The sequence below is a fragment of the Kineosporia babensis genome, from assembly GCF_021129305.1.
Lineage (GTDB): Bacteria > Actinomycetota > Actinomycetes > Actinomycetales > Kineosporiaceae > Kineosporia > Kineosporia babensis.
Window position 1 is genome coordinate 206,709 of sequence record NZ_JAJOMB010000014.1, and the last position, 23,150, is coordinate 229,858.

The 23,150-nt window shown below is 68.3% G+C and carries 16 protein-coding genes; 10 read left to right on the forward strand and 6 right to left on the reverse strand.

What is annotated here, in order from left to right; all coding sequences use genetic code 11:
- Position 1 precedes the first annotated feature (1 nt).
- Genes LR394_RS24630 through LR394_RS24640 form a run of 3 tightly spaced genes read left to right on the forward strand, consistent with a single transcriptional unit; the run spans position 2 to position 2,142 of the window.
- Positions 2-475, forward strand: a complete 474-nt coding sequence (locus LR394_RS24630; protein ID WP_231446342.1) for a CMD domain-containing protein — start codon at positions 2-4, stop codon at positions 473-475.
- 3 nt (positions 476-478) lie between these two features.
- The gene (locus LR394_RS24635) at positions 479-1,054 is read left to right on the forward strand and encodes a peroxidase-related enzyme (RefSeq protein WP_231446344.1); all 576 of its coding nucleotides are present in this window, start codon (positions 479-481) and stop codon (positions 1,052-1,054) included.
- Positions 1,051-2,142: a Gfo/Idh/MocA family protein gene (locus tag LR394_RS24640; RefSeq protein ID WP_231446346.1), complete on the forward strand. Its 1,092-nt coding sequence runs from the start codon at positions 1,051-1,053 to the stop codon at positions 2,140-2,142. Before LR394_RS24635 ends, LR394_RS24640 begins: the two co-directional genes overlap by 4 nt.
- Here the strand turns inward: LR394_RS24640 and LR394_RS24645 are convergent.
- From LR394_RS24645 to LR394_RS24660, 5 genes are all read right to left on the reverse strand, one after another.
- On the reverse strand, positions 2,139-4,010 hold the full coding sequence (locus LR394_RS24645) for an FAD/NAD(P)-binding protein (protein ID WP_231446348.1): 1,872 nt from the start codon (positions 4,008-4,010) through the stop codon (positions 2,139-2,141). The two genes, LR394_RS24640 and LR394_RS24645, sit on opposite strands and share 4 nt — an antisense overlap.
- 89 nt (positions 4,011-4,099) lie before the next feature.
- On the reverse strand, positions 4,100-4,231 hold the full coding sequence (locus LR394_RS41965; protein WP_269329682.1) for a hypothetical protein: 132 nt from the start codon (positions 4,229-4,231) through the stop codon (positions 4,100-4,102).
- Positions 4,232-4,391: 160 nt separating this feature from the next.
- Complete coding sequence (locus tag LR394_RS24650; RefSeq protein WP_231446350.1) at positions 4,392-5,546, reverse strand: MFS transporter; 1,155 nt, start codon at positions 5,544-5,546, stop codon at positions 4,392-4,394.
- Positions 5,547-5,552: 6 nt separating this feature from the next.
- Positions 5,553-6,026, reverse strand: coding sequence for a ribonuclease E activity regulator RraA (rraA, locus tag LR394_RS24655; protein ID WP_231446352.1), 474 nt, complete (start codon positions 6,024-6,026; stop codon positions 5,553-5,555).
- 22 nt (positions 6,027-6,048) lie between these two features.
- Positions 6,049-6,729 (reverse strand): GntR family transcriptional regulator, encoded by a 681-nt coding sequence (locus LR394_RS24660; protein ID WP_231446354.1) that lies wholly within the window; start codon positions 6,727-6,729, stop codon positions 6,049-6,051.
- A gap of 268 nt (positions 6,730-6,997) precedes the next feature.
- Here LR394_RS24660 and LR394_RS24665 point away from each other — a divergent pair, with 268 nt between their 5' ends.
- The 3 genes from LR394_RS24665 (at position 6,998) to LR394_RS24675 (ending at position 9,839) form a co-directional block, all read left to right on the forward strand.
- Entirely contained in the window at positions 6,998-7,216 is a 219-nt protein-coding gene (locus LR394_RS24665; protein WP_231446356.1) for a hypothetical protein, read from the forward strand.
- Positions 7,217-7,556: 340 nt separating this feature from the next.
- Positions 7,557-8,987 carry an alpha/beta fold hydrolase gene (locus LR394_RS24670; RefSeq protein ID WP_231446358.1) on the forward strand — a complete coding sequence of 477 codons (1,431 nt, stop codon included), beginning with the start codon at positions 7,557-7,559 and terminating at the stop codon, positions 8,985-8,987.
- A gap of 279 nt (positions 8,988-9,266) precedes the next feature.
- Positions 9,267-9,839 carry a DUF305 domain-containing protein gene (locus tag LR394_RS24675; RefSeq protein ID WP_231446360.1) on the forward strand — a complete coding sequence of 191 codons (573 nt, stop codon included), beginning with the start codon at positions 9,267-9,269 and terminating at the stop codon, positions 9,837-9,839.
- Here LR394_RS24675 and LR394_RS24680 read toward each other — a convergent pair.
- Entirely contained in the window at positions 9,826-10,128 is a 303-nt protein-coding gene (locus tag LR394_RS24680) for a hypothetical protein (protein WP_231446362.1), read from the reverse strand. The two genes, LR394_RS24675 and LR394_RS24680, sit on opposite strands and share 14 nt — an antisense overlap.
- A gap of 286 nt (positions 10,129-10,414) precedes the next feature.
- On the opposite strand from LR394_RS24680, the gene LR394_RS24685 reads away from it, so the two are divergent.
- From LR394_RS24685 to LR394_RS43165, 4 genes are read left to right on the forward strand one after another with little or no spacing between them, the layout of a single operon-like run.
- The gene (locus LR394_RS24685) at positions 10,415-10,666 is read left to right on the forward strand and encodes an MbtH family protein (RefSeq protein WP_231446364.1); all 252 of its coding nucleotides are present in this window, start codon (positions 10,415-10,417) and stop codon (positions 10,664-10,666) included.
- Positions 10,667-10,695: 29 nt separating this feature from the next.
- Positions 10,696-11,103: an aspartate 1-decarboxylase gene (gene panD, locus LR394_RS24690; RefSeq protein WP_231446367.1), complete on the forward strand. Its 408-nt coding sequence runs from the start codon at positions 10,696-10,698 to the stop codon at positions 11,101-11,103.
- Between the two features lie 5 nt (positions 11,104-11,108).
- On the forward strand, positions 11,109-12,737 hold the full coding sequence (locus LR394_RS24695; RefSeq protein ID WP_231446368.1) for a (2,3-dihydroxybenzoyl)adenylate synthase: 1,629 nt from the start codon (positions 11,109-11,111) through the stop codon (positions 12,735-12,737).
- Between the two features lie 33 nt (positions 12,738-12,770).
- On the forward strand, positions 12,771-23,108 hold the full coding sequence (locus LR394_RS43165) for a non-ribosomal peptide synthetase (RefSeq protein WP_231446369.1): 10,338 nt from the start codon (positions 12,771-12,773) through the stop codon (positions 23,106-23,108).
- The last annotated feature ends 42 nt before the right edge of the window (positions 23,109-23,150 follow it).

The following is a 23,150-nucleotide window of genomic DNA, read 5'->3' on the forward strand; positions in this document are numbered from 1 at the left end:
CATGACCGATGTGATCGACGAGGTCCTCGGCCTCCAGGCCGGCGACGACCTGTACGCCCTGCGCAACACCCGGCCGGCCGTCAAGGAAGGTCTGCAGGGCGTCTACGACGCCATTTACGACCCCGCCTCCTCCACCCTGAACCAGCTCAGCCTGGACGAGCGCGCAGCCGTGGCGCTGCGGGTGTGCCTGGTCGCCGACGTGAAGCCGCTGGCCGAGCACTACCGCGCGCGCATCACCGACGAGGCCGTGCGCGAGGCTGCGATCAGCGGCCGCTCGGACGATGCCCGGCTCTCGCGGATCCTGGAACACGCAACCCTGGTGGCGGCCTCCCCGGACCAGAGCGGACGGGCCCAGATCGACGCCCTGCGCGAGGCCGGGCTGGACGAAACCGCACTGGTCACCCTCACCCAGACCATCGCCTACACCTCGTTCCAGCTGCGCGTGGTCGCCGGGCTCTACATGATCGGATACTGACAAATGGCACATCCCAAGACCTTCAAGGCCGGCAGCACCGTGGGCTGGACCTCGTACCTGCAGGCACCGGCGATCGAGGAACTGAGCGACGAGCAGCGGGCGGCCCTGCGGCCGGTCCAGGTGCGCGCGGAGTACTACCGCCTCCTGGCCCGCGACCCGAAGATCGTCGATGCCCGCACCACCGTCGACAACGCGATCTACCACGCCCGCGAAGGCCTGCCTCGGGGCGAACGCGAGCTGTGTGCGGCGGTTTCGAGCATGATTACCGGATGCCCGGTCTGCACCACCACCCACGTGAAGTTCGCCGCGAAGTTCAGCAAGCGCGAGGACGACGTGCTCCGCCTGGCCGAGGAGGGCCTGGAGTCGGACGTCGGCTACCGCTGGAACTCGATGGTCAACGCGGCCGCCAACCTGGCCGCAGTCCGGCCGGTCATCGACCAGAACGACGTGGACTCGCTGCGCGGCACCGGTTTCAGCGAGGAGGAGATCCTCGACGTGGTGCACTCGACCGCGTTCTTCGCCTGGGCCAACCGGCTGCTGATGACGCTGGGGGAGACCACCGTCAGCGACCCGGCATGACCTACGGCATCGGCATTCTCGGGGCCGGGATGATCGCCACGACCGCGGTCGGTGTGCTCCCTGGCATGCGAGAACTGGCCGGCCGGGCCCGGGTGCGGGCAATCGCCTCGCGCACCCGGGCCACCGCCGAGGCGGCAGCGGCTGAGTTCGGCATCGACCAGGTGCACGACGACCTGAGCGCCCTGCTGGCCGATCCCGCAGTGGACGTGGTGGTCAACCTGACCCCGATCTCCGCTCACTTCGAGACCTCCCGGCAGATTCTTGCCGCAGGCAAGCACCTGGTTACCGAAAAGCCTCTGGCCGCAACCGTTGCGGAATGTGACGAGCTGATCGCTGTGGCCCGGGCGAAGGACCGGCAGATCGTCGTTGCCTCCCCGCGGATGCTGGAGCCGAGCCGTCGGCGGGCGGCGTCGATGGTGCAGTCGGGGGCCATCGGCCCGGTGACACTGGTGCGTGCCCGGGTCTCGCACGCTGGTCCGGGTGGTATGCCCTGGCCGTCCGACCCCCGCCCGGCGTACGCGCCGGGGGCGGGCCCGCTGCGTGATCTGGGCCCGTACGCCATCGAGCAACTTTCGGGCATCGTCGGCCCGATCGAGCGGGTGAGCACCCTGTCCCGGCGCAGTCGCGCATCGTTCCCGGCCTGGGGCGAAGGGCCGTTCTCCGGGGTGGAGGTGCCGGTGCACAGCGACGACACCGTGGCCCTGGCCTGTGAACTGCAGGGCGGAGCCTTCGCCCTGATCGACTGCTCCTTCGGGTCGGTGGCGGCGTCGAGCCCGCAACTGGAGATCTTCGGCCTGGAAGGGACACTGGAGCTGTACACCTGGTACGGCGGTGAACAGGGACCAAGGCTGCGCTCTTTCCTGCGTGAGCGCGGCACCTGGGTCGGCGAGGACACCCCGGGTGACCAACAGCGTCAGCAGCAACTGGCCCGCCTGGGACGTGCCGTGCTCGTGGAACACATGCTCGACATCCTGGACGACGGCTCGACACCGGTGATCGGGGCGTCCATGGGCCGGCACGTGGTCGCGGTGATCGAGGCGGCCGAGGCGTCCGCACACAGCGGACGCCTCGAGCCGGTCAGACCCTAACCGCGGGTCAGCTTCAGAGCAGCTTCGGCGACCGCGTCGGTCTGCCGCAGGAACACGGAGTTCGACCGTGCGAAAGCGGTGAAACTCGTTCCCACGTGCGGGCCGACCGGAATGCCGATGGCGAACACCCGCCCGCTGGCCTGACCGTCCGCCTCCACCAGATGGAACGGTTTCTCGGTCACCTCGAAACCGGATGCATCCTGAGTGCTTCCGTCCAAGGACGGCAACCGGTAGGGGCGGCAGCGGCCTTCATCGAGCAGTGAGCGCAGCAAGGGGTTCGTCGTCCGGGTGATGTCGGAGTCGGCCAGTCGGGCCTCCACCAGCACGCTGCCACGAATCTCGACCCCCGGCAGCGAAGCGCTGCTGGCCAGCGGGCCCTGCTCGTCAACGCTGACCCGCAGGCCTGCCCCCAGCATCCGGACCACGCCGGCCTCGATGAGCGCGGCCAGTTGGGCCAGGCGTAGAGCGGGAGGTCCACCGGCCAGGGAATTGGCGTAGCCCGCATACCAGCCCTCGAACCTGCGCCGATAGCTGGTTCCGGGCAGGCCACCGTACGAGGCCAGCGGGAACACCCAGGCCCGGGCACTGCCGATGGCCCGGTCACCCTCCTTGACCGGGCTGAGGATCGCCCGGCGAGCCTGGTCGAGATCCTCCTCGACCCACGCCCGGGTCCAGCCACTCAGGTCCTCGACGCTGCCGAATTCCTTGCCGCCCAGCGGGTCAGCGCTTCGCTCAGGATCGAAATGCAGCTCCAGGCCGAAATCGGCGCGCACTTTGTCCAGATCAGGCGTCCGTGAACCTGCCTCGGCGTCGAAGCTCCTGGTGAGATCGGCGACCGCGACGGGGTCACCGTCGCCAAGTTCGACGAGCGCGGCCTGCCACAGCGCTTCCTTACGGATCCACGGCCAGATGTCCGAGTCGAAATCCAGACGCCCCCGAAGCACCCAGAGCTGCTGCAGTGCATGGCCATCCGGGTACCGCCGTACCTGCGCCGGAAGGCGTTCCTCGACGATCGCCTTGGCCTTGAACGGCACGCCCCGCCGCGAACCCGCCCAGATCACCGGCTCCTGCCCGCTGGGAAGGTACTCCAGCCGGCTCTCCCCACGGGCGACGAACCGGCCACCACGGGCCAGGGTCAGCATGGCCATGGTGTCAAAGAAGTTCAGCCCCAGTCCCCGCACGATCACGTTCTCGCCGGGAGCAACGGCCGACCAGTCCTGCTCGGCCGGCTGGCCGGGCGGCACGTAGAGCCAGTCGCCCTGCCGCGCAGCGCTGATCGCATTCTGGACCTCAATGCTGTGCTCGGCGTCTGTGTGACCGACCGCCAGGACCACCGCGTCCACCATGAGTTCTTCGCCGTTCGACAGCGAGACGACCTCTGCCTGCACGGTTCGGCGTAGCCGGGTTGCGCTGTGCGGCACCACGACCACCCGGCATCCGTCGGGGATCCGGCTGCTGATCTCGGTGAACGCCCACCCCAGATAGATGCCGTACAGCCGGCGGCTGACCGAGGTGACCGGCCGCAGCGCGGCAATTTCGGCCCGCAGCCCGGCGTCGATCAGTTCGGCCGCGACGTGCTCGTCGATGTGCTGAGCCCACGTGTACAGGTCGAGTCCGGGCGGGCGCGGGTGCCTGGTCTCGACCGTTTCGTCGAGGTAGAGCGTCGCGTCGCCGGCCGTGGTGTTCATCAGCAGGTTGGCGTTCTGCCCGGCCTGCCAGACACGTCCGCCGGGCGGGTGCGGATCGATCAGGTGGATGGTGACGTGGTCGCGGGCTGGATCGAGCTGGGCGACGAGGCGTTCGAGCGTCGACAGCCCGCGAGGCCCGGCACCGATGATCGCGATGGCGCGGGGGCTAACAAGATTCATGATGCAGTCATGGTACTGGCACGTGCCAAGTCCTGGCCGAGGCTGGACTGTGAGATGCGCGCGCTGATTCTCGATCGAGCGTCATCCACTCACCGGAAGTGACAAGCGCTGGTAGGCCGGGCGTCCTCGCGCAAGTGCAGGCTCATGCCCTGGTCGCCGGCCACGTAGAGGTGCTGGAAGTGGGTGCCGAACGGTGCGCCGTCGGGGTGGCGCAGTCGCATCGGCCCGAATGTTTTCTCCTGTACCGAGTGGCCGGACCAGAGCGCAGGGATCATCCAGTCGGAACGGTGTCCCCCGAATCATGCACGACCCGCCTCGGGTGAGGGACGAATCGTGGATGATCACGGCGGGTTGGGGAAGCGGGCGTCATTGGTCGCCCGCCTAGTCGACGGGGAGTCTGCGGGCGCTGACTGCTATCAGCAGGAGCCCGGCGCCGGTGATGCCGAGAACACCCGAGGCCCCGGCCCCGGCGGCGAGTGCACCCGCCGCGCTGGGGATCACGACCTGACCGGCCCGATTGCCAACCAGTCGCAGGGACATTGCCCGTCCCCGGGCGCCGGGTGGCGCGGAGGCGGCGAGCCAGGACATGGTGATCGGCTGCCCGACGCCGAGGCCCAGGCCGGCCAGGGCCATCAGCATCCCAGCGAGCCAGAGCGGGACCGGTAAGGCCATGGCCAGCAGGGCGCCCGCTGCGGCCAGGGTGCCGCCGACCAGTACGTTGCGTCGTCCGAACAGGCCGGTCAGGCGGCCCAGGAACAGGCGGGTCGTCATGGATGAAAGTCCACGGATGGTCAGCAGAATGCCGATGAAGGACGCATTGATGTCTCGCTGGGTTCCGAGGGCGGGCAAGTAGACCAGGGTGATGTCGACCGCGGCGAGGACGACGCTGCTGGTGAGCAGGGCCTGGGCGAGCCCGGGCAGACGCAGCAGGGAGCCGAGCCCGGTGGCCGTTTCGTCGTCAGCCGGGTGCGCGCCCGCCTCGCTGCGGCGCAGTAGGGCGGCCAGGAGTAGCAGGGCCAGCCCGGCCACCGAGCAGGTGATGAAGATCTGCTGAGTCTCCGGCACGGCCCCGCCCCGGCTGAACAGCACCAGGGCAGCCGGTCCGATGGCCTGGCCCAGTGAGGCGGCGAACGTGTAGTAGCCGAAGGCGCTGTCCAATTTCGACGCCTGACTGGTCGAGTTCGCCACGAGGGTCTGCTGGGCCACGACGCTGCCCAGGTGACCGACGCCGAGCAGGCAGGTACCGACGGCCAGGGCGATGACGCTGTTTCCGGTCAGGGCCAGGACCACGGCGGAGGCGGTGATCAGGACACCACCGATCATGGCGGTGTTGCCTTCCCCGATCCGGTCGACCACCGCCCCGCTGGGCAGGGCCAGGATCAGCGGGGCGATGGCGAAGCAGGCCGAGAGGACACCGAGCCAGGCCGCGGGGGTGTCGATCTCCAGCGCCCGGTACGTGGTGGCCGGGCGCAGGAGAAAGGTGATGATCTGGGTGAGGACCGAGTGGCCGAGCAGAACTGCGGTCTGGCGGGACACTCCGGTTCAGGCTGCGGGCTTGACGACGACGCCGTCCTCATCGCTGAACAGCAGGTCGCCGGGGCGGAAAGTGACGCCGCCGAAGGAGATCTCGACGTCCTTCTCGCCGTCGCCGGTCTTGCTGCTCTTGGCCGGGCTGGATCCGATCGCCTTGATCCCCAACTCGACCGTGCGCAGAATCGCCACGTCCCGGACACAACCGTGGATGACCACCCCGGCCCAGCCGTTCTCCTGCGCGATCTTTGCGATCATGTCGCCCATCAGCGCGCAGCGCCGCGAGCCCTGCCCGTCCACGATCAGCACCCGGCCCTCGCCCGGCCCGGAGACCACGGACTTCACCAGGGCATTGTCCTCGTGGCAGCGCACGGTGCTGATCGGCCCGCTGAACACGGCCAGTCCGCCGTACTGCAGGAACGGGGTCACGCAGGACTGCAGGCTGGTGCCGAACTCGTCCCACAGGTCGGCGGTGGCGCTGGTCATGGTTCTCCTCGGATTGCTCGGCTCAGGATTCGTCGGTCTGCTGCTTCAGCCGCCAGGCGGCGTGCGCGCCCAGGCTGGTGTCGATGTGCTCGCGCATGACCGTGGCGGCCCCCTCGACGTTCCCGGAAATGATGCAGTCGAGAAGGCTCTGGTGCTCGTGAGCCTTCTGGTCACGGGCCGCCTGCCCCCGCTCGACCTGCAGAGCCATGCGGCGGTAGCGGTCGGCCTTGTTCCACAGCTCCTCAAGGGTGCTGATCAGGATGTCGTTGTGCGAGGCGAAGTAGATTGCCGCGTGGAAACGCCGGTGGTGCAACAGTTGGTCGTAGCTGGGGTCACCGGGCAATGGCTCCAGGCCCTCGTGGGCGGAGCGCATCTCGGCGATGTCAGCCTTGGTGCGGCGTTCGGCGGCCAGGGCCGCGGCCAGAGGATCGAGCGAACGGCGGATCTCCAGGAGATCACGCGCCTCCTCCGCGGACAGGGGAGAGACCCGGCCGTCGCGGTGGGCGTCCAGTTCGACCAGGCCCTCGCCCTTGAGCCGGCGCAACGCCTCACGCAGTGGGGTGGTGCTGATCCCGATCTCGGTGGCCAGGGACGCCTGGTTGAGTACCTGCCCCGGGGCCAGGTGGCCCTCCAGGATCATCTTGCGCACGCGGTCGTAGGCGTAGTCGCTCTTGGTCGTGTAGATCCGTGCCGGATCCGGCATGCTACGTCCTCTCCGCTTCAAGGTTATAGCGTACAGAACCCACCTCCGCAGCCTTCGCCAGGATCCTGCGCCTCATGGGTCGTACCTGACCAGAAACCCATCTTCCGATCGCCGGGTGCAAAACCCCTTCGCCCGAAGGCGAAGCCAGTCTGGCCTTTGCCCATCATGCTTATAACCTACGATCTGTTCGTAGCTGGGCGCCAGGTCAAGAAGATAGAACAGGAACGTCGCACGACGCCGTTTGCTCGCGGGATTCACTCTGACCGCAGTGCTGGGCGTGAGCGTCTGCGGCGGCGGAGAATCCGAGGCCGAGCGGGCCCCTGAGAACGAGATCGCGGTCGAGCAGGCTCCGGAGTACTACCCGGCCGAGCACGGCAAGATCATCGAGGGAGCGAAGGCTGAGGGCGGCAGCCTCACCATCTACTCCAACGCCGACCAGGAGAACTGGGCCCCCGGGATTCCCGGGACTTCCAGGCTTGGGAGGTAGGCGACTCATTTCCCACCCCGAGGCGCTCGCGCTACTGCACGCGTCGTGGCCGCCCGAGGCAGTTCTGGTCCTACTTTCGATGGACCACGGCGGTTGAGATACGCCACCAAGGATGGAAAGTGGTTCAGCGCAAGTCGCATTCCCGGTCGAAAGTCTTTTCGGACGCCTGCTGGTGCGCCAGGCTCTGGGGTGTCAACAGGCGTCCATTGCTAACGATGTGGGAATCATGCGAACGAAACTTATTACACTGGCGGCGGTTACGTTGATCGGGGCAACTGCCTGCTCGCCCGGTGGCCCAGGCTCGCCCAGCGGTGGCAACTCTGCCGCGGCGCAGGCGGAGGTGGCATTCGAGCCAGAGCCGATCGAGTGGGATGAGTGCGACACCGAGGCCCTGACCGGCCTCGGAGCCGAGTGCGGGTTCCTGACCGTGCCGCTGGACTACGGAGCGCAGGACGGCGACACGATCCAGCTCGCGGTCTCGCGTCTGAAGCACACGGCCAAGAAGGCGGACTACCAGGGGGCCATCGTGCTGAACCCGGGTGGTCCGGGCGGGTCGGGGCGGGATCTGGTCTCGGTGGCGGGCACCGTGAAGAAGAAGGCTGCCGCGGCGTACGACTGGATCGGCCTGGACCTGCGCGGTATCGGGGCCAGCAAGCCGGCGCTGTCCTGCGATGTGGAGGAGACCTTCGGCGAGGGGCCGACGAAGGTGCCCCAGACCGATCAGCAGGAGCAGGAGATGCTGGAGCAGGCTGCGGCGTTCGGTGAGCAGTGCGCGAAGGACAGCGGCCCGTTGCTGGATCACATGAAGACCACGGACAACGCCAAGGATCTGGAGGTACTGCGCAAGGCTCTGGGGCAGGAGGAGATCAGCTTCATCGGGTACTCCTACGGCAGCTATCTCGGGCAGGTGTACGCGACTCAGTACCCGCAGCGGGTGGACCGGATGATCATGGACGGGGTGGTTGACCCGCAGAACGTCTGGTACGACTCCGGCTCGTTGCAGGCGAGGTCGTTGGAGGAGAACTTCGATGCGTTCTTCGCCAAGATCGCCGAGGCGGACGATGTGCTCCAGCTCGGCGGCAGCGCCGAGGCCGTGAAGGAGGAGTTCCTGCGGCAGAGGGAGAAACTGAACGCGAACCCCGAGGGCGGGGACTTCGGGGGCGAGGAGTGGACGAATGCCTTCCTGATCCTTGCCTACAACGCGCAGGCGTGGCAGACCGCCGGAGTGGCGTTCGCCCAGTGGGTTCACGAGGGTGACATCGCGGGCGCGCGTGAGCTGAGCGAGATGATGTCTGCGGGCAGTGACGCTCTGGACGTCAACGCGAATACGGTGTTCATGGCGACCACCTGCACGGACGCGCCGTGGGCGAAGGACTGGACCACGATCGAGAAGGACATCGAGCTCTGGGGCGACCAAGCGCCTCTCCTGAGCGGGGGTTCGGCCATGAGTGCCGCCATCTGCCTGGAGTGGGATGGTGACGTCGGTGAGCCGATCCAGGTCGACGGTTCCGAGGCTCCGCCGGTGCTGCTGATCTCTGAGACCAACGACGGGCCGACTCCTTTCGAGGGTGCGCTGGCCACCCGGAGCCTGTTCCCGAACTCGGTCCTGGTGGAGGGCGTGAACGGCTACAGCCACTCGGCATCGGGCAGCGGTTCGTCGTGCACGACGGACATCATCAGTGAGTATCTGCTCACCGGTGACCTGCCGAAGCGCACCGACGATGAGCGCAACTCCGACGTTCAGTGCGAGCCCTCGTTCCGCTGGGAGTGACGCACGACTGAGGGTCGGGGCGGATCTGCGCCCCGGCCCTCAGCTCTTCACGAGTTCGTCGGCGGCGGTCACCAGTGTGGTGGCCGCCGCCTGCGGGCTGCCCAGATAGGCGGCTACCATCGCCCCGCCCCGCTGGGCACGCCGTCGCCTGGGCGGCGGTTGGTCGCTTCGATACGCGAAGTAGCACTCCCTTCCGATCGAACGCAGAGCCGGAGGGACCTTTGGCCCCCTGGCGATGGTCCTGAAGACTCAGGGCCGGCGACCGCCGGGTGCCCGAGCATGTCCGGCATGGTGCGTAGTGGCAAGGTGGTCGTTCCTCTGCTGGCGGTCCTGCTGGTCGCGGGCTGCAGCTCGGGCGGTGATGAAGAGACTCAGGCCGAGCCGCAGCCGCAGTACAGCTCGGCCGACGTGGACTTCGCCATGGGGATGATCCCGCACCACGGGCAGGCGGTCGAGATGGCCGATCTGGCGCTCGAAAAGGCCGGAACCGAGCAGATCCGGGTGCTGGCCGGGAACATCAAGGCCGCTCAGGATCCGGAGATCACGCAGTTCGAGGATCTGCTGACCAGCTGGAACAAGGCGGTGCCGAAGGCGAGTGGGCACGCGCACGGGCAGCTCTACGACGGGATGATGACTGCCGAGCAGATGGCCGAGCTCGAGGTTGCCGAAGGGCCCGAGTTCGAGCAGCAGTGGACCGAGTCGATGATCGCCCACCACGAGGGCGCGGTCCAGATGTCCGAGACGGTGCTGGCCGACAGCGACAGCAGCGAGGTGCAGGAACTCGCGCAGAGCATCGTCGAGGCCCAGGGCGAGGAGATCGCACAGCTGCAGGAACTGCTCAAGGAACTGTAGAAGCAGCCTTCAGGTCTCCCACCCTGCCGACAACCCGGCGTAGCGGGCTTGGGAAGGCGATGGGCCGCGCGACCAAAGCGGCCTGGCCGGTGATCGCCTCGGCCGCGGGCTGGTCGAGGGCAGTGGCTTCGGCTTCGGCGGTGGCCTCGCCTCGGGCGAAAGTTATTGACTTCAGAGCCTTCTGAATGGCGGCCCGGTATCGCTCAGCGGCGGTGTTCTGGGCGTGCGAGCCGCGGATGACTCGGTAGCCGGTGACCAGACCGGCCACGACTGCTGCGGCGTCGGCCAAGCCGCTGTGCGCCGACAGGCCGCTCTGCTCGGTGCCGGGCGCGTCGGCGTAGCGGGATCGCGGCCGCTTGCATCGGCCCGGGTTCGACCGTTTGGGCGTTCATACACCGTGAGACGGGTGCTGTCAGTGTTGCGGCCATGTGTCATGGGCAATACAACCACCCGTCTGGTCTAGCCATTTAGCTTAGGCTAACCTAAATCGCGCTACTGCTCGTGGTGGCGCGAGGGCAGGGCGTGGTCGACGCGTCCCACCACGTCACCCCCGCCCCGTCCTTGAGGGAGGACCCATGCCGCGCAATCCGTTCGACGATCCCCACGGCACCTTCTTTGCCCTGGTCAATCACGAGGAGCAGTACTCGCTCTGGCCGACGTTCAAGCCCGTCCCGGGCGGCTGGACGATCGCCTTCGGCGGTCCGGACGGTGCGCCGCGCCAGGAGGTGCTCGACTGGATCGACACCACCTGGACCGACCTGCGCCCCAAGTCGCTGCGTGACTTCATCGCCCGGCACGAGGCTGTTCCGGACGCCGCGGTCAACTGACGAACCCCCACAGTCCCAAGGAGATTCAGGTGCTGCGAACCGTTCTCGGTGGCAAGATCCACCGCGCCACCGTCACCCAGGCCGATCTGCACTACGTCGGGTCGATCACCATCGACGCGGACCTGGTGAAGGCCGCCGGCCTGGTCGAGGGGGAGAAGGTCCAGGTCGTCGACATCACCAACGGGGCCCGGATCGAGACGTACGTGATCACCGGCGCGGCCGGATCGGGCCAGATCTGCATCAACGGTGCCGCAGCGCATCTGGTCAAGCCCGACGACCTGGTGATCATCATCTCCTACCTGCTCGCCGACGACACCGAGCTGCTCACCCACGAGCCCCGGGTGGTGCACGTGGACGCCGACAACCGGATCGTGGCTCTGGGCAACGACCCGGCCCAGCCGGTTCCGGGAGCAGTCGACCAGATCTCGACGAGGTAGTCGCGATGGGCGAGCTGGCGCCGCTCGTGCTCGAGGGCTTCGTGCCCTACCCCGAAGACACCGCGGCTCACTATCGCGCCAACGGCTACTGGATCGATCAGACGCTCCCCGAGCCACTTTTCGACACGATCGCCCGCACACCCGACAAGACCGCGCTGATCGCCGGCGACGTGGAGCTCAGCTACGCGCAACTGGGAGACCAGGTACTGCGCGTGGCCGCCGCTCTGCAAAGCCGAGGCATCCGCAGAGGTGACCGGACCGTCGTCCATCTGCCGAACGTCCCCTCGTTCATCGTTTTCGTGTACGCGATCTGGGAACTCGGCGCCATCCCGGTGTTCTCACCGGCGGCGCACCGGCGCACCGAGATCGAGCACTTCGTCGAGGTCACCGAGGCCAAGGCCTACGTGACCATCTCGCGGCACGACGGCGCCGACCTGTCGGCCCTGGCCGCGGACCTGCTGGACAAGTGGCCCAGTCTCGAGCACACGATCGTGCTGGACCCGGACGGCCGGGGCGCGGCGTTCGACGAACTGCTACGCCACGAGCCATTACCGCACGAGCGCCGCTCACGACCGGAAGATGTGGCCCTGCTGCAGATCTCCGGCGGTACCACGGGCCGGCCCAAGCTGATCCCGCACACCAGCGAGACGTACCTGCACTCGGTGCGCGGCAGCATCCCACTGTGCGGGATCACCGAGAACTCCGTGCAGCTCACCGCGGTGCCGATCTGCCACAGCATGTCGGTGCGCTCGCCCGGGTTCCTGGGAGTGCTCGCGGCCGGCGGTACCGTGGTGCTGGCCCCGGACGGCAGCCCGGACACCTGCTTCCCGCTGATCGAGAAGCATCGGGTCACCCAGTCGTCGATGGTTCCGCCGTTGCTGCTGGCCTGGCTGAACTCCTCGCTCAAGCAGCAGCACGACCTGTCCAGCCTGGAGAGCCTGCACGTGGGCGGGGCCAAGCTCAGCGCCGAGGCGGCCCGGCGGGTTGCCCCGGAACTGGGGGCCTTCCTGCAGCAGGGGTTCGGGATGTCCGAAGGGCTGGTCAATTACAACCGGTTCGACGTGGACGAAGAGCGCAGTGTGCGGTGCCAGGGCAAACCGGTCTCGCCGGGTGACGAACTGCTGATCCTGGACGATGACGGCGCCGAGGTGGCCCCCGGGGTGGCCGGGTATCTGCTCACGCGTGGGCCCTCGACCATCCGGGGCTACTTCCGGCTTCCGGACGAGAACGCCCGCAGCTTCACCGCCGACGGCTTCTACCGCACCGGCGACATCGTGGAACGCGACACCGAGGGCTACCTTTCGGTGGTCGGGCGCTCGAAGGACCAGATCAACCGCGGTGGCGAGAAAGTGGCGCCGGAAGAGGTGGAGAACCTCATCCTCGGCCACGAGAGCGTGCACGACGTGTCGGTCGTCGGGGTGCCCGACCCGATCCTCGGCGAGCGGGTCAAGGCCTTCGTGATCGTGCGCCAGGGGGTCGACCCGGCCGGGATGAAACTCGGTGTGGTGCGGCAGTTTCTGCGTCAACGGGGTCTGGCCTCGTACAAGCTGCCGGATGCGCTCGAGGTCGTGACCGAGTTCCCGAAGACCGGCTTCGGCAAGGTGAGTAAACGCCTGCAGCGGGTTCCGTTGTAGTGCGCAGGAGAACGTGAGAGGACGGACGTCGCGGTGACAGCGGAAGAGCGGGTGGCACTGTCCCCGGGACAAAGGGGCATCTGGGCCGCTCAACGACTGTTCCCCGGCACGGCCGCGTTTCGGGCCGGGGAGATCACCTGGCTGGACGGTCAGGTCGACACCGTGGCGTTCGCCTCCGCGGTCAGCCAGGCATTCACCGAGACAGACGCGCTTAAAGCTTGTTTCGGTGATTTTGACGGCATGCCGTTCCAGCGCGTGGACGGTTCGGCGGAGCTGAACACCACGGTTCTCAACGAGCCGCGCAGCGACGACGAGATCCGCGAGCTGGCCCGCTCCACGTTCCATGAGTTCCAGGCTCCCGAGCTGGCCACGGCGTCGTCCTTGATGCGCCGGGCCAACGGTTCGTGGGCCTGGTTCTTCTCCTCGGACAACCTGCTGCTCGACGGTTACAGCGTCACGCTCTTCATCCGGCGGGTGGCCGAGATCTACACGGCTGATCCGGCTCCGGAGGCATGGTTCGGCCGGCTGTCCGACGGTCCGGACCCGGTTGCCGATAGTGGCTACTGGCGTGAGCTTCTGGACGTCGACCAGCATCCGCAGCGGTCCGGGGCGACGATCGATCAGTTGCTGTCGTTCTCCTATCGGCCGGTGCGGGTTCCGCTGTCCGAGGACGCCTACGACCGCTTAAGGACGTTGGCCCGCGGTCTGCGGGTCAGCTGGAGTGATGCTCTGGTTGCGTTGTGGGGGCTGTACACCGGCCTGGCCGAGCAGCGCGACGAACTGGTGCTACGCGTTCCGTTCATGATGCGTGACGAGCCGGGGCTGCTGCGCACCCCCTCGGCCCGGTCGCGGGTGCTGCCGGTGGTGGTGCCGATCCGCCCCCGGATCTCGCTCGGCGAGTTGGTGGCCTCGGTGCGCAACAACCTGCGCCAGGCCAAGAAGCACGCCGATGTGGAGGATGCGCAGATCGCCCGGTGCTGGCCCGGGGGAGACGTGTCCTACTTCGGGCTGCCCTCGATCAACATCAAGATCTTCGACTGGACCGCGCAGTTCGGCGCGGTGTCCGGTGTGGTGGAGACGGTGAGCCCGGGGCAGATCGGCCGGCTCGACCTCTCGGTCTACAACGATCCGGTACGGGGCTGGCGGCTGGAACTGGCCGGGCACGAGGCGCTGCTGGGGCTGGACGAGGTGTCTCAGCACGCCGCGGACTTCGGGGCCTTCCTGGACCGGGCGTTGCGAGCGGGCGCGTCAACGCCCTTGTACGACCTGGTGTCGGCGCCGGAACCTGCTACCGAGCAGACCATGGTGCTGGGGCGGCGTTCGCTGGAAGGGCTGCTGGCCAAAGGGCTGGCAGAGGACGCGGTGGCGCTGTACGTGGACGACGTCCAGTGGTCGTTCGCGGAGTTGGATGCGCGGGTCTCGGCCTTCGCAGCCGGCCTGTCCGGAGTGCAGGGCCGGGTGGCGCTGCTGCTTGGGCGTTCTCCGGAGCGGATCGTTGCTCTGCTCGGGATTCTGCGGGCCGGTGCCGCCTGTGTTCTGCTCGACCCGGCTCATCCGACGGCCCGGCTGCAGCAGGTCCTGGCGGACTCCGGTGCCCAGGTGGTCCTCAGCGATCGTTCGGTCGCCGCCAGGCACGGCTCGCTGGAAGGCCTGGTGCTGGTGGATGAACCGGGCTGGGAACGGCCCAGCGGCTCGCGCGCCGGTCGGCGGCCCGTGCAACCGGACGACGAGGCGTTCGTCATTTTCACTTCGGGCACCACCGGGCGTCCCAAGGGTGTTGTGCTCTCCCATCGGGCCGTGGCGCAGCGTCTGGCCTGGGGCGCGGATCTGCTCGGGCTGGGAGTCGGCGACCGGGCCCTGGTGAAGAGCAGCGTGGGGTTTGTCGATGCGGTCACGGAACTGCTCACGCCGCTGTCGGCCGGCTCGTCGATCGTGGTGGCGCCGGACGACGTCGCGGTGGACGCCCTTGCCCTGAGTGAGACGATTGCTCGGTTCGAGGTGACCCACCTGCTCACCGTGCCCGGCCTGGCGGATGCTCTGGCTGCCGGTGCTGAGCTGCCTTCCTTGCAGCAGTGGGTCTGCTCGGGCGAAGTGCTGTCTCCGGCCACGGCCGCCGCGGTCAGGCTCGTGGCTCCGGGCGCGACTGTGCGCAACTTTTACGGCTCCACCGAGGTCACCGGGGATGCCACGGCTTCGTTGGACGTGTCGCTGGGCCATGCGGTGCCGGGTACGTGGGTGCAGGTGCTGGATTCGTGGCTGCGCCCGGTGCCGGCTGGTTCGGTGGGCGAGCTCTACGTCGGCGGGACGCAGCTGGCCCAGGGGTATGCCGGCCAGGGTGCGCTCACGGCCGAGAGGTTCGTGGCCGGGGCATACGGAGAGAGGCTCTATCGCACTGGTGACCTGGTGCGGCTGGAGGCCGACGGTGGGCTTGAATTTGTTGGGCGCGCCGATGACCAGGTGAAGATTCGCGGCTTCCGGATCGAGCTCGAAGAGGTCCGCAACGCCCTGGAATCGCACGCCTCGGTCACCAGCGCCACCGTGGTGCTGCACGATCAGCGCCTCGCGGCCTACGTGATCGCCACCACGTGGGACGAGGCCGAGCTGCGCGAGCATGTGGCGGCGCGGCTTCCCGAGTACGCCGTGCCCAGCACGTTTACCCGGCTGGAGGCCTTCCCCGTCACTGCGAACGGCAAACTGGACCGTCGCGCCTTGCCCGCGCCCTCCGTGCCGACCTTCGAGGGCCGGGCCGCGCAGACTGCTACCGAACGGGTGCTGGAGAGCATCTTCCGCGCGGTGCTGGATTTGGACCAGCCGTTGTCCGTGCACGACGATTTCTTCCGCCTGGGCGGGCATTCGCTGCTGGCGACCCGCGTGGTGGCCCGGGTGAACGCCGAACTGGGGCAGAACCTGGTGCTGCGAGATGTTTTCGATGCTCCGACCATTGCCGGGCTGGCGGCGCTGGTCGGTGCTGATTCCGGGGAGAAGGTGGCCCGGCCGGGTGAGTTGCCGCGGCCCGCGGTGCTGCCGGTCTCCTATGGGCAGCAGTCGTTGTGGCTGCTCGATCGGCTGGGCGGCCCGGGTGGCCGCTACGTGGTGCCGATCCTGCTGCAGCTCTCCGGTGAGCTCGAGGAGGCTGCTCTGAGCGCGGCGGTGCGGGATCTGGTGGAGCGGCACGAGGTGCTGCGCACGCTGCTTGTTCAGGACGAGGCCGGGCTGCGGCAGGTGATCGCCGCGGCTTCCGATGTGGTGCTGGAGACGTCCGGCCTGGAGGCTTTCGTTCAGCGCCGGTTCTCGCTGTCCGAAGAACGTCCGTTGCGGGCCGGTCTGTTTGAGAAGAACGCAGAGCAACGGACGCTGGTGCTGGCGATCCATCATCATGCGGTGGACGAGTGGTCATTTCCCACTCTGCTGAACGACCTTGCGCTGGCCTATCGGGCTCGAGTGCAGGGCGTTGCGCCGCAGTGGTCGTCATCGCCGCTGCAGTACGCGGACTTTGCGGTGTGGCAGCGATCGGTCCGGGGCGAGGAATCGCCTCAGCTGGCTCAGGATCTGGAGTACTGGCGGCAGGCGCTGGCCGATGCACCGGAGGAATCGCGGGTCAGCGCCGATCACCCCTACCCAGCTACCCCGTCGCATCGTGGCGCCGACATCGAGTTCGGCGTTGACGCGTCCATCGTTGATGGTCTTCGGGCCGTGGCGGAACGCTTCGGGGCAACTGCCTTCATGGTGTGGCAAGCCGCCGTGGCACTGACGGTTTCGGCCCTGGGCGGAGGCGAGGACGTGGTGCTCGGCTCGCCGGTGGGCGGTCGGTCCGAACCCGAACTTGAGGACGCGGTCGGCTACTTCGTGAACACCCTCCCGTTCCGGCACCGGATCGGTTTCGGGGACCGGCTCGGCGACGTGCTGGAGCGTACGCGTGCGACCGTCCTGGAAGGGCTTTCGCACCAGAGCGCGCCGTTCGAGCAGATCGCTGCCGCTGTTGGAGCTGAGCGGTCGGCGGAGCGCAATCCGCTGTTCCAGGTGATGCTCACCTATCGCCGGCTGGATGCTCCGCTGGAGCCGGACCTGCCGGGGCTTGAGGTGCGGATGGACCGGGCCTCGCTGGGCGCGGTGAAGACCGATCTGGACCTGTACGTCACTGATACGGTCGACGGTTCCAGCGCCTTCCTGAGCTACGCGACTGATCTTTTCGAGCGTGCCACGGCCGAACGCTTCGTCGCCACGCTCCTGAACGTGCTGGGCGCCATCGCCGCCGACCCTTCAACTCCGGTTGCCGCCCTGAGGCTTGCTGAGCACAGTTCTGCGTTGGCTGCGACGGATTCGCCCTGGTCTTCGGTGGACGCGATGTTCCGGGCTCAGGTGGAGAAGACGCCGGATGCGTGGGCCGTGCTGGGTGATCTGACGTACGCCGAACTGGACCGCCAGGTTGATGCTTTCGCCGCGAAGTTGGCTTCGGACGGCGTTGTCGCTGGAGCACGGGTTGCTCTGCTGCTGCCGCGTTCGGTGTCCCGGGTGGTTGCTCTGCTCGGCGTGCTCCGGGCCTCGGCCGTGTGTGTTCCGGTTGATCCGCTGTATCCCGCCGAGCGAGTGCAGCGGATTCTGGAAGACGCCGATGCGGCGTGCGTGGTGAGTGATCGGGCCACGAGTGCTGTTCATCAGCTTGGTGCTCGCACGCTCGTGCTGGTGGACGATGCTCGGCAGTTCCGGCCGGCGCCTACCCAGCGGCCCGCTGAGGATCACGGTGCCTTCCTCATCTTCACCTCGGGTACCACCGGCCGTCCCAAGGGTGTTCTGCTGTCGCATCGCGCGGTGCTGAACCGGCTTGCCTGGGGTGCCCAGAGACTGGGCTTCGGGGTCGGCGACCGCGCGCTGGTGAAGAGCAGCGTCGGGTTTGTGGACGCGGTGACGGAGTTGTTGGGGCCCCTCACCTCCGGCGCGGCCGTGGTGGTGGCCGACGAGAGCTCGGCCACCGATCCGGTAGCCCTGGCCGGGCTGATCCAGCAGCAGGCCGTGACCCATCTGCTCACGGTTCCCGGTCTGGCCGACGCGCTGACCCGCCTGCCCGAGTCGCTGGGTTCGCTGCGGCACTGGGTGTGCTCGGGCGAGGTGCTGTCGCCGGCGACGGCCGAGGCGATGGCTCAGGCTGCGCCGCAGGCGACGCTGCACAATTTCTACGGTTCCACCGAGGTCACCGGCGATGCCACGGCCGGTGCTGTGAGCGCAGGCATTGGCGGGCCGGTGCCCGGCGTCCGACTGCAGGTGCTTGACGCCTGGCTGCGCCCGGTGCCGCCCGGGGTCGTGGGCGAGTTGTACGTCGGCGGGCTGCAGTTGGCCGACGGGTACGCTCGGCGCGGTGCGCTGAGCGCCGAACGGTTCGTCGCCGACCCGGCCACCGACTCGGGCGAGCGTCTGTACCGGACCGGGGACCTCGTCCGTACGCGGTTCGATGGTGTTCTGGACTTCGTGGGCCGCGTCGATGACCAGGTGAAGATCCGCGGCTTCCGGATCGAGCCGTCCGAGATTCGCGCTGCGCTGCAACGGCATCCGGCGGTCTCGGGAGCTGCCGTTCGCGCACTCGACCATCCGGCCGGAGGCAAGTTCCTCGCCGCCTACGTGACCACCCGCTCGGCCACATCGCCCGACGATCTGCGCCACCACGTGTCTGATCTTCTTCCCGGCTACATGGTGCCCGCCTCGTTCACCGTGCTCGATACGTTCCCGATCACGCCGAACGGGAAGCTGGATCTGCGGGCCCTGCCCATGCCTGCGGTCGGGCTTGGCGAGGCTGAGGGCCGGAGCGCCTCAACGGACTCGGAACGTGCTCTGGCCAGGGTGTTCCGCGAGGTTCTGCATCTGGAGCACGATCCCTCGCTGGACGAGGACTTCTTCCGGCTGGGCGGGCATTCGCTGCTGGCCACGCACCTGGTGGCCCTGGCCAATGCTCGCCTTGGCATCGAGCTGAGTCTGCGTGACGTGTTCGATCGGCCCACGGTGGCCGGGCTGGCGCAGTTGGCCACCAGTTCCGGTCCGGCTGAAGGGTTACAGGTCGGTGACCTTGAGCGCCCGGATGTGCTGGCGGTGTCGTTCGGGCAGCAGTCGATGTGGCTGGTCGATCAGTTGGGTGAAAGTGCCTCTCGCTACGTGGTTCCCCTGCGGCTGCGACTCTCCGGAGATCTGAACGAGGCAGCGCTGATCGTTGCGCTGCAGGACGTGGTGGGGCGGCACGAGGCCCTGCGCACGCTGCTCGTGGAGCAGGATGGTCAGTTGCAGCAGGTCATTGTCCCGGCCGAGGAGGTGGCCTCCCGGCTGGACGTGGCCGTGGTCAACCTGACCGGCAGTTCTGCCGACCTGCTGGATGCCCGGATCGCCGAGATGGTCCGGAGCCACTTCGATCTTGGCGTAGAATTGCCGTTGCGAGCCGGGCTGTTTCGGGTTGCTGCGGACGAGCGTGATTTTGTGGTGGTGCTGCATCACCACGCGGTGGACGAGTGGTCGTTGCCGTCGCTGCTGGGTGATCTGGCGGTTGCATACCGGGCGCGGGTTGCTGGTACGGCAGTGGGCTGGGCGCCTCTGCGGGTGCAGTATGCGGACTACGCGGTGTGGCAGCGGGCTGTTCTGGGTGATGCTGCGGATCCGGGTTCCCGGCTCTCGCTTGGGCTGGACTACTGGCGTGCGGCTTTGGAGGGCGCGCCGGCGGAGTCCAGCATCGACGCGGTTCGCACCGTCAGTGCGGTTGAAAGTGACTTGGGTGTAGCCGGTTCCGGTGCTTCCGCTCCGGGAAAGTCTGTCGGGGGCATTGCTGGCTCGGATGCGGCCGCGGACCTTGAGTTCTCTCTGGATGCGGATGTGTTGCGTCGGCTGCGGGAGCTGGCCAGTGCGCGCGGCGTGACCGGGTTCATGGTGTTCCAGACTGCGGTGGCGCTGACGGTCTCTGCGCTGGGCGGTGGCGACGACGTGGTGATCGGGTCGCCGGTGGGTGGCCGGGCTGCGCACGGGCTGGAAGATCTGGTGGGGTACTTCGTCAATCCGTTGCCCTTCCGGCATCAGCTGCGGGCCGACGACCTGGTGCAGGACGTGCTGGATCGGGCCCGGGAGACGGTTCTGGCCGGCCTGGCGCATCAGGCGGTGCCGTTCGAGCAGATTGCGGCTGCGGTGGGGGCGCAGCGTTCGCTCGGGCGTAATCCGGTGTTCCAGGTGATGCTGACCTACCGGCACCTGGCTGCGCCGCTGGAGCCGGAGCTTCCTGGGGTGCAGGCGCGGTTGGAGCGGGTGCCGCTGGGGGCGGTGAAGACGGACCTGGATCTGTATGTCACCGAGCATGCGGATCAGGCCACCGGATTCCTGAGCTACGCCACGCACCTGTTCAGCCCGGCCACGGCTGAACGCTTCGTGCGGGTGCTGACCGAAACGCTGCGGGTGATGTCGGCCGCTCCGGAGACGGCTCTGGCCGATCTGGACGTTGGTGGCTCACGATCGGACGGGGACCCGTCAACGCGGTCTCTTCTGGAGCCGCCGGACCCAGCTAGCGCCGACGGCGACGAGTTGGTGGACCAGAGCTTCGATCACCGGGGCCAGGGGCTCTTGGACGAACTGATCTGGGATGGCGTCGAGCCGCGATCCCTTGCGGTGGTGAGCGGTGAGATCCGTTGGACCTTCGCGGAACTGGACGACCAGGTCGAGGCCTTCGCCAAGCTGCTGACCGAGCACGCAGTGACGGTCGGCGACCGGGTGGCGGTGCTCTTGCCGCGGTCGGTGGAGCGGGTTGTGGCGTTGCTGGGGGTGCTGCGGGCCGGAGCGGTGTGCGTTCCGGTTGATCCGGGGCATCCGCAGGAGCGGGTTCAGCACTTCGTCGAGGACTCGGGCGCGGTGCTGCTGGTGGGCGCGGACCAGACGTTCACGCGCCTGGCGGCCGACCGGGCCGCAGTCCCGCGCGGGCTTTCGCCGGATGATGCGGCGTTCGTGATCTTCACGTCCGGCACCACCGGTCGGCCCAAGGGCGTCGTGCTGTCGCACCGGGCGGTGGCGAACCGGCTGCTCTGGGGTGCGGACGTGCTGGGCCTGGGCCCGGGGGACCGGGCGCTGGCGAAGAGCAGCGTGGGGTTTGTGGACGCGGCGACGGAGTTGCTGGGTCCGTTGGCTGCGGGTACGGCCGTGGTGATTGCCGGCGAAGCGGCTGCGGGTGATCCGGTGGCGCTGGCCCGGGCGGTTCGGGAGCACGGGGTCACGCATCTGCTGACGGTGCCGAGCCTGGCCGATGTGCTGGCCCAGGTGCCGAATGTGGCTGAGTCGTTGGGGTCGTTGCGGCAGTGGGTGTGTTCGGGCGAGGTGCTGGCGCCGGCCACGATGGCGGCGGTGCGCCGGGTTGCGCCGTCTGCTCGGCTGCACAACTTCTACGGCAGTACCGAGGTGACCGGCGACGCGACGGTCGGCGACGAGGGCATCGGTCGGCCGGTGCCGGGGATGCGGGCGCTGGTGCTGGACGCCTGGCTGCGGCCGGTGGCGCCGGGCGTGGTGGGGGAGCTGTACGTCGGCGGGGTGCAGGTGGCCCAGGGGTATGCCGGGAAGGGCGCGTTGTCAGCGGAACGGTTCGTGGCAGACCCCTTCAGCGGGCGAGGCGAGCGGCTCTATCGGACCGGGGACCTGGCGCGCTGGACTGAGCTCGGTGAGCTGGAGACTGCCGGACGCGTCGACGATCAGGTGAAGATCCGGGGCTTCCGGGTCGAGCCGGAGGAGGTCCGGGCCTGTCTGCAGAGGCATCCGGCGGTGACCGGGGCAGTTGTCGTTGCCCGGGAGCAGCCGGCGGGAGGGTTGGCCCTCGCCGCGTACGTGACGAGGGCCCGGGGCGGGGAACCTCGGGGCGCGGGGACGCTGGGCAAGGAGGTGCTCGGTGCAGAAGATCACGGTGCGGTTGAAGCCGGGCTAAGGGCGCATGCGGCGGCGGTGTTGCCGGATTACCTGGTCCCCGCGAGTTTCACCGTGCTGAACGAATTCCCCCTCACCCCCAACGGAAAGCTGGATCGAGGGGCCTTGCCAGCGCCGGAACTGAGCACACCGGCCGAAGGTGGCCGGGCGGCGCAGAGCGAGCACGAGCGGGTGCTGGCTGAGGCGTTCCGGGAGGTCTTGCGGCTGGAACGCGTGCCCACGGTTCAGGACGACTTCTTCCGGCTGGGTGGGGACAGCATCAGCGCGGCGCGGTTGGTGTCGACGGTGCTGGCCCAGGAGCTGCCGCTGACCTTGCGGGAGGTGTTCGAGCACCGGACCGTGGGCGCGCTGGCCCAGGTGATGCCGGAGAACACGCCAACTATGGACGAGCCGGTGCCGGTTGCGGTGTCGGCGGCCCTGGAGCGGTTGCGCGAGTCAGGAGCTGACCCCAACGCCTGGGTGTACACCGAGCGCTTCGAGAGCTCGCTGCCGGTAGAGGAGATCGCCGAGGCCTTCACTCAGCTGGTCCGGCGCACTGATGCGCTGCGGCTGAACCTGCAGCCGGTGAGCAAGCGGCTGTGGCTGACCGAGGTGTTGCCGGCGGTGAAGCCGGTGGTTGTTGCCGCCGAGCTGGACGGACTGCGGAAGGCAGCGGCGCAGCAGGTGGACATCACCCAAGGCAGGCCGGCGGCGCTGGCGTACGCGCCGCAGGCGGAGGGCGGCACTGATGTGGTGCTGGCCGTGCATGCGGGGGCTGCTGATCGGGCTTCGGTGCATCGTCTGGCCCAGATGCTGGTGGCGACCATCGGGTTGACCTCGGTGGACCGGATCAGCATCGTCGGGCCGGCCAGTTCAGTGCCCAACCCGCAGGAGGCGACTGCGTCGCTGGCGCAGGCATTGCAGGAGGTCGAGGCAGCCGGTTCCCAAGCCGATACGACCGAGCTGGAGCAGTGGCAGGAGTTGCTGAAGCAGGCCGAGCAGCCGGACGAGAGCCTCTTCGACGAAATCTCCCGTGAGGCGTTCCCAGCTCCCGTCCGAGACGACCTCGACGTTCGCGAGGCCCTGCGCAAGGCGCTGCACACAGCCGGATATCGCGGGCTGGTGGACGAAGAGGTCGCGCTCCGGCCGGACAGCAGCGGACCTTTCACCGCGACGGCCCCCGTCCCCACCGACGCCAGCGGCCACCCGTCCGTTGCTGGGTTCCCGCTCTTGCGTCATCACAACCAAAAGGGCCGCCGGGCGCTGAGGCGAACCCCCGTGCCACCCGTCCTCCTGACCCGGATCCACGCCGAGGCCGAGGAGCGCGAGGGCGTAGAACTCTTGTACCGAGCCGTTGTTCGCTACCGCATCGAACCCGGAGCCGTCACGGTCACCGTGCTCGGCCTGGCCCCCGATGTCATCGCCGCCGTGCGCACCGCGCTCACCGGCGAAACCCGGACTTCCCACTGAATGCGTCCCGGACGCAGCCTGCTCGACCTTGGAGGAGAACTC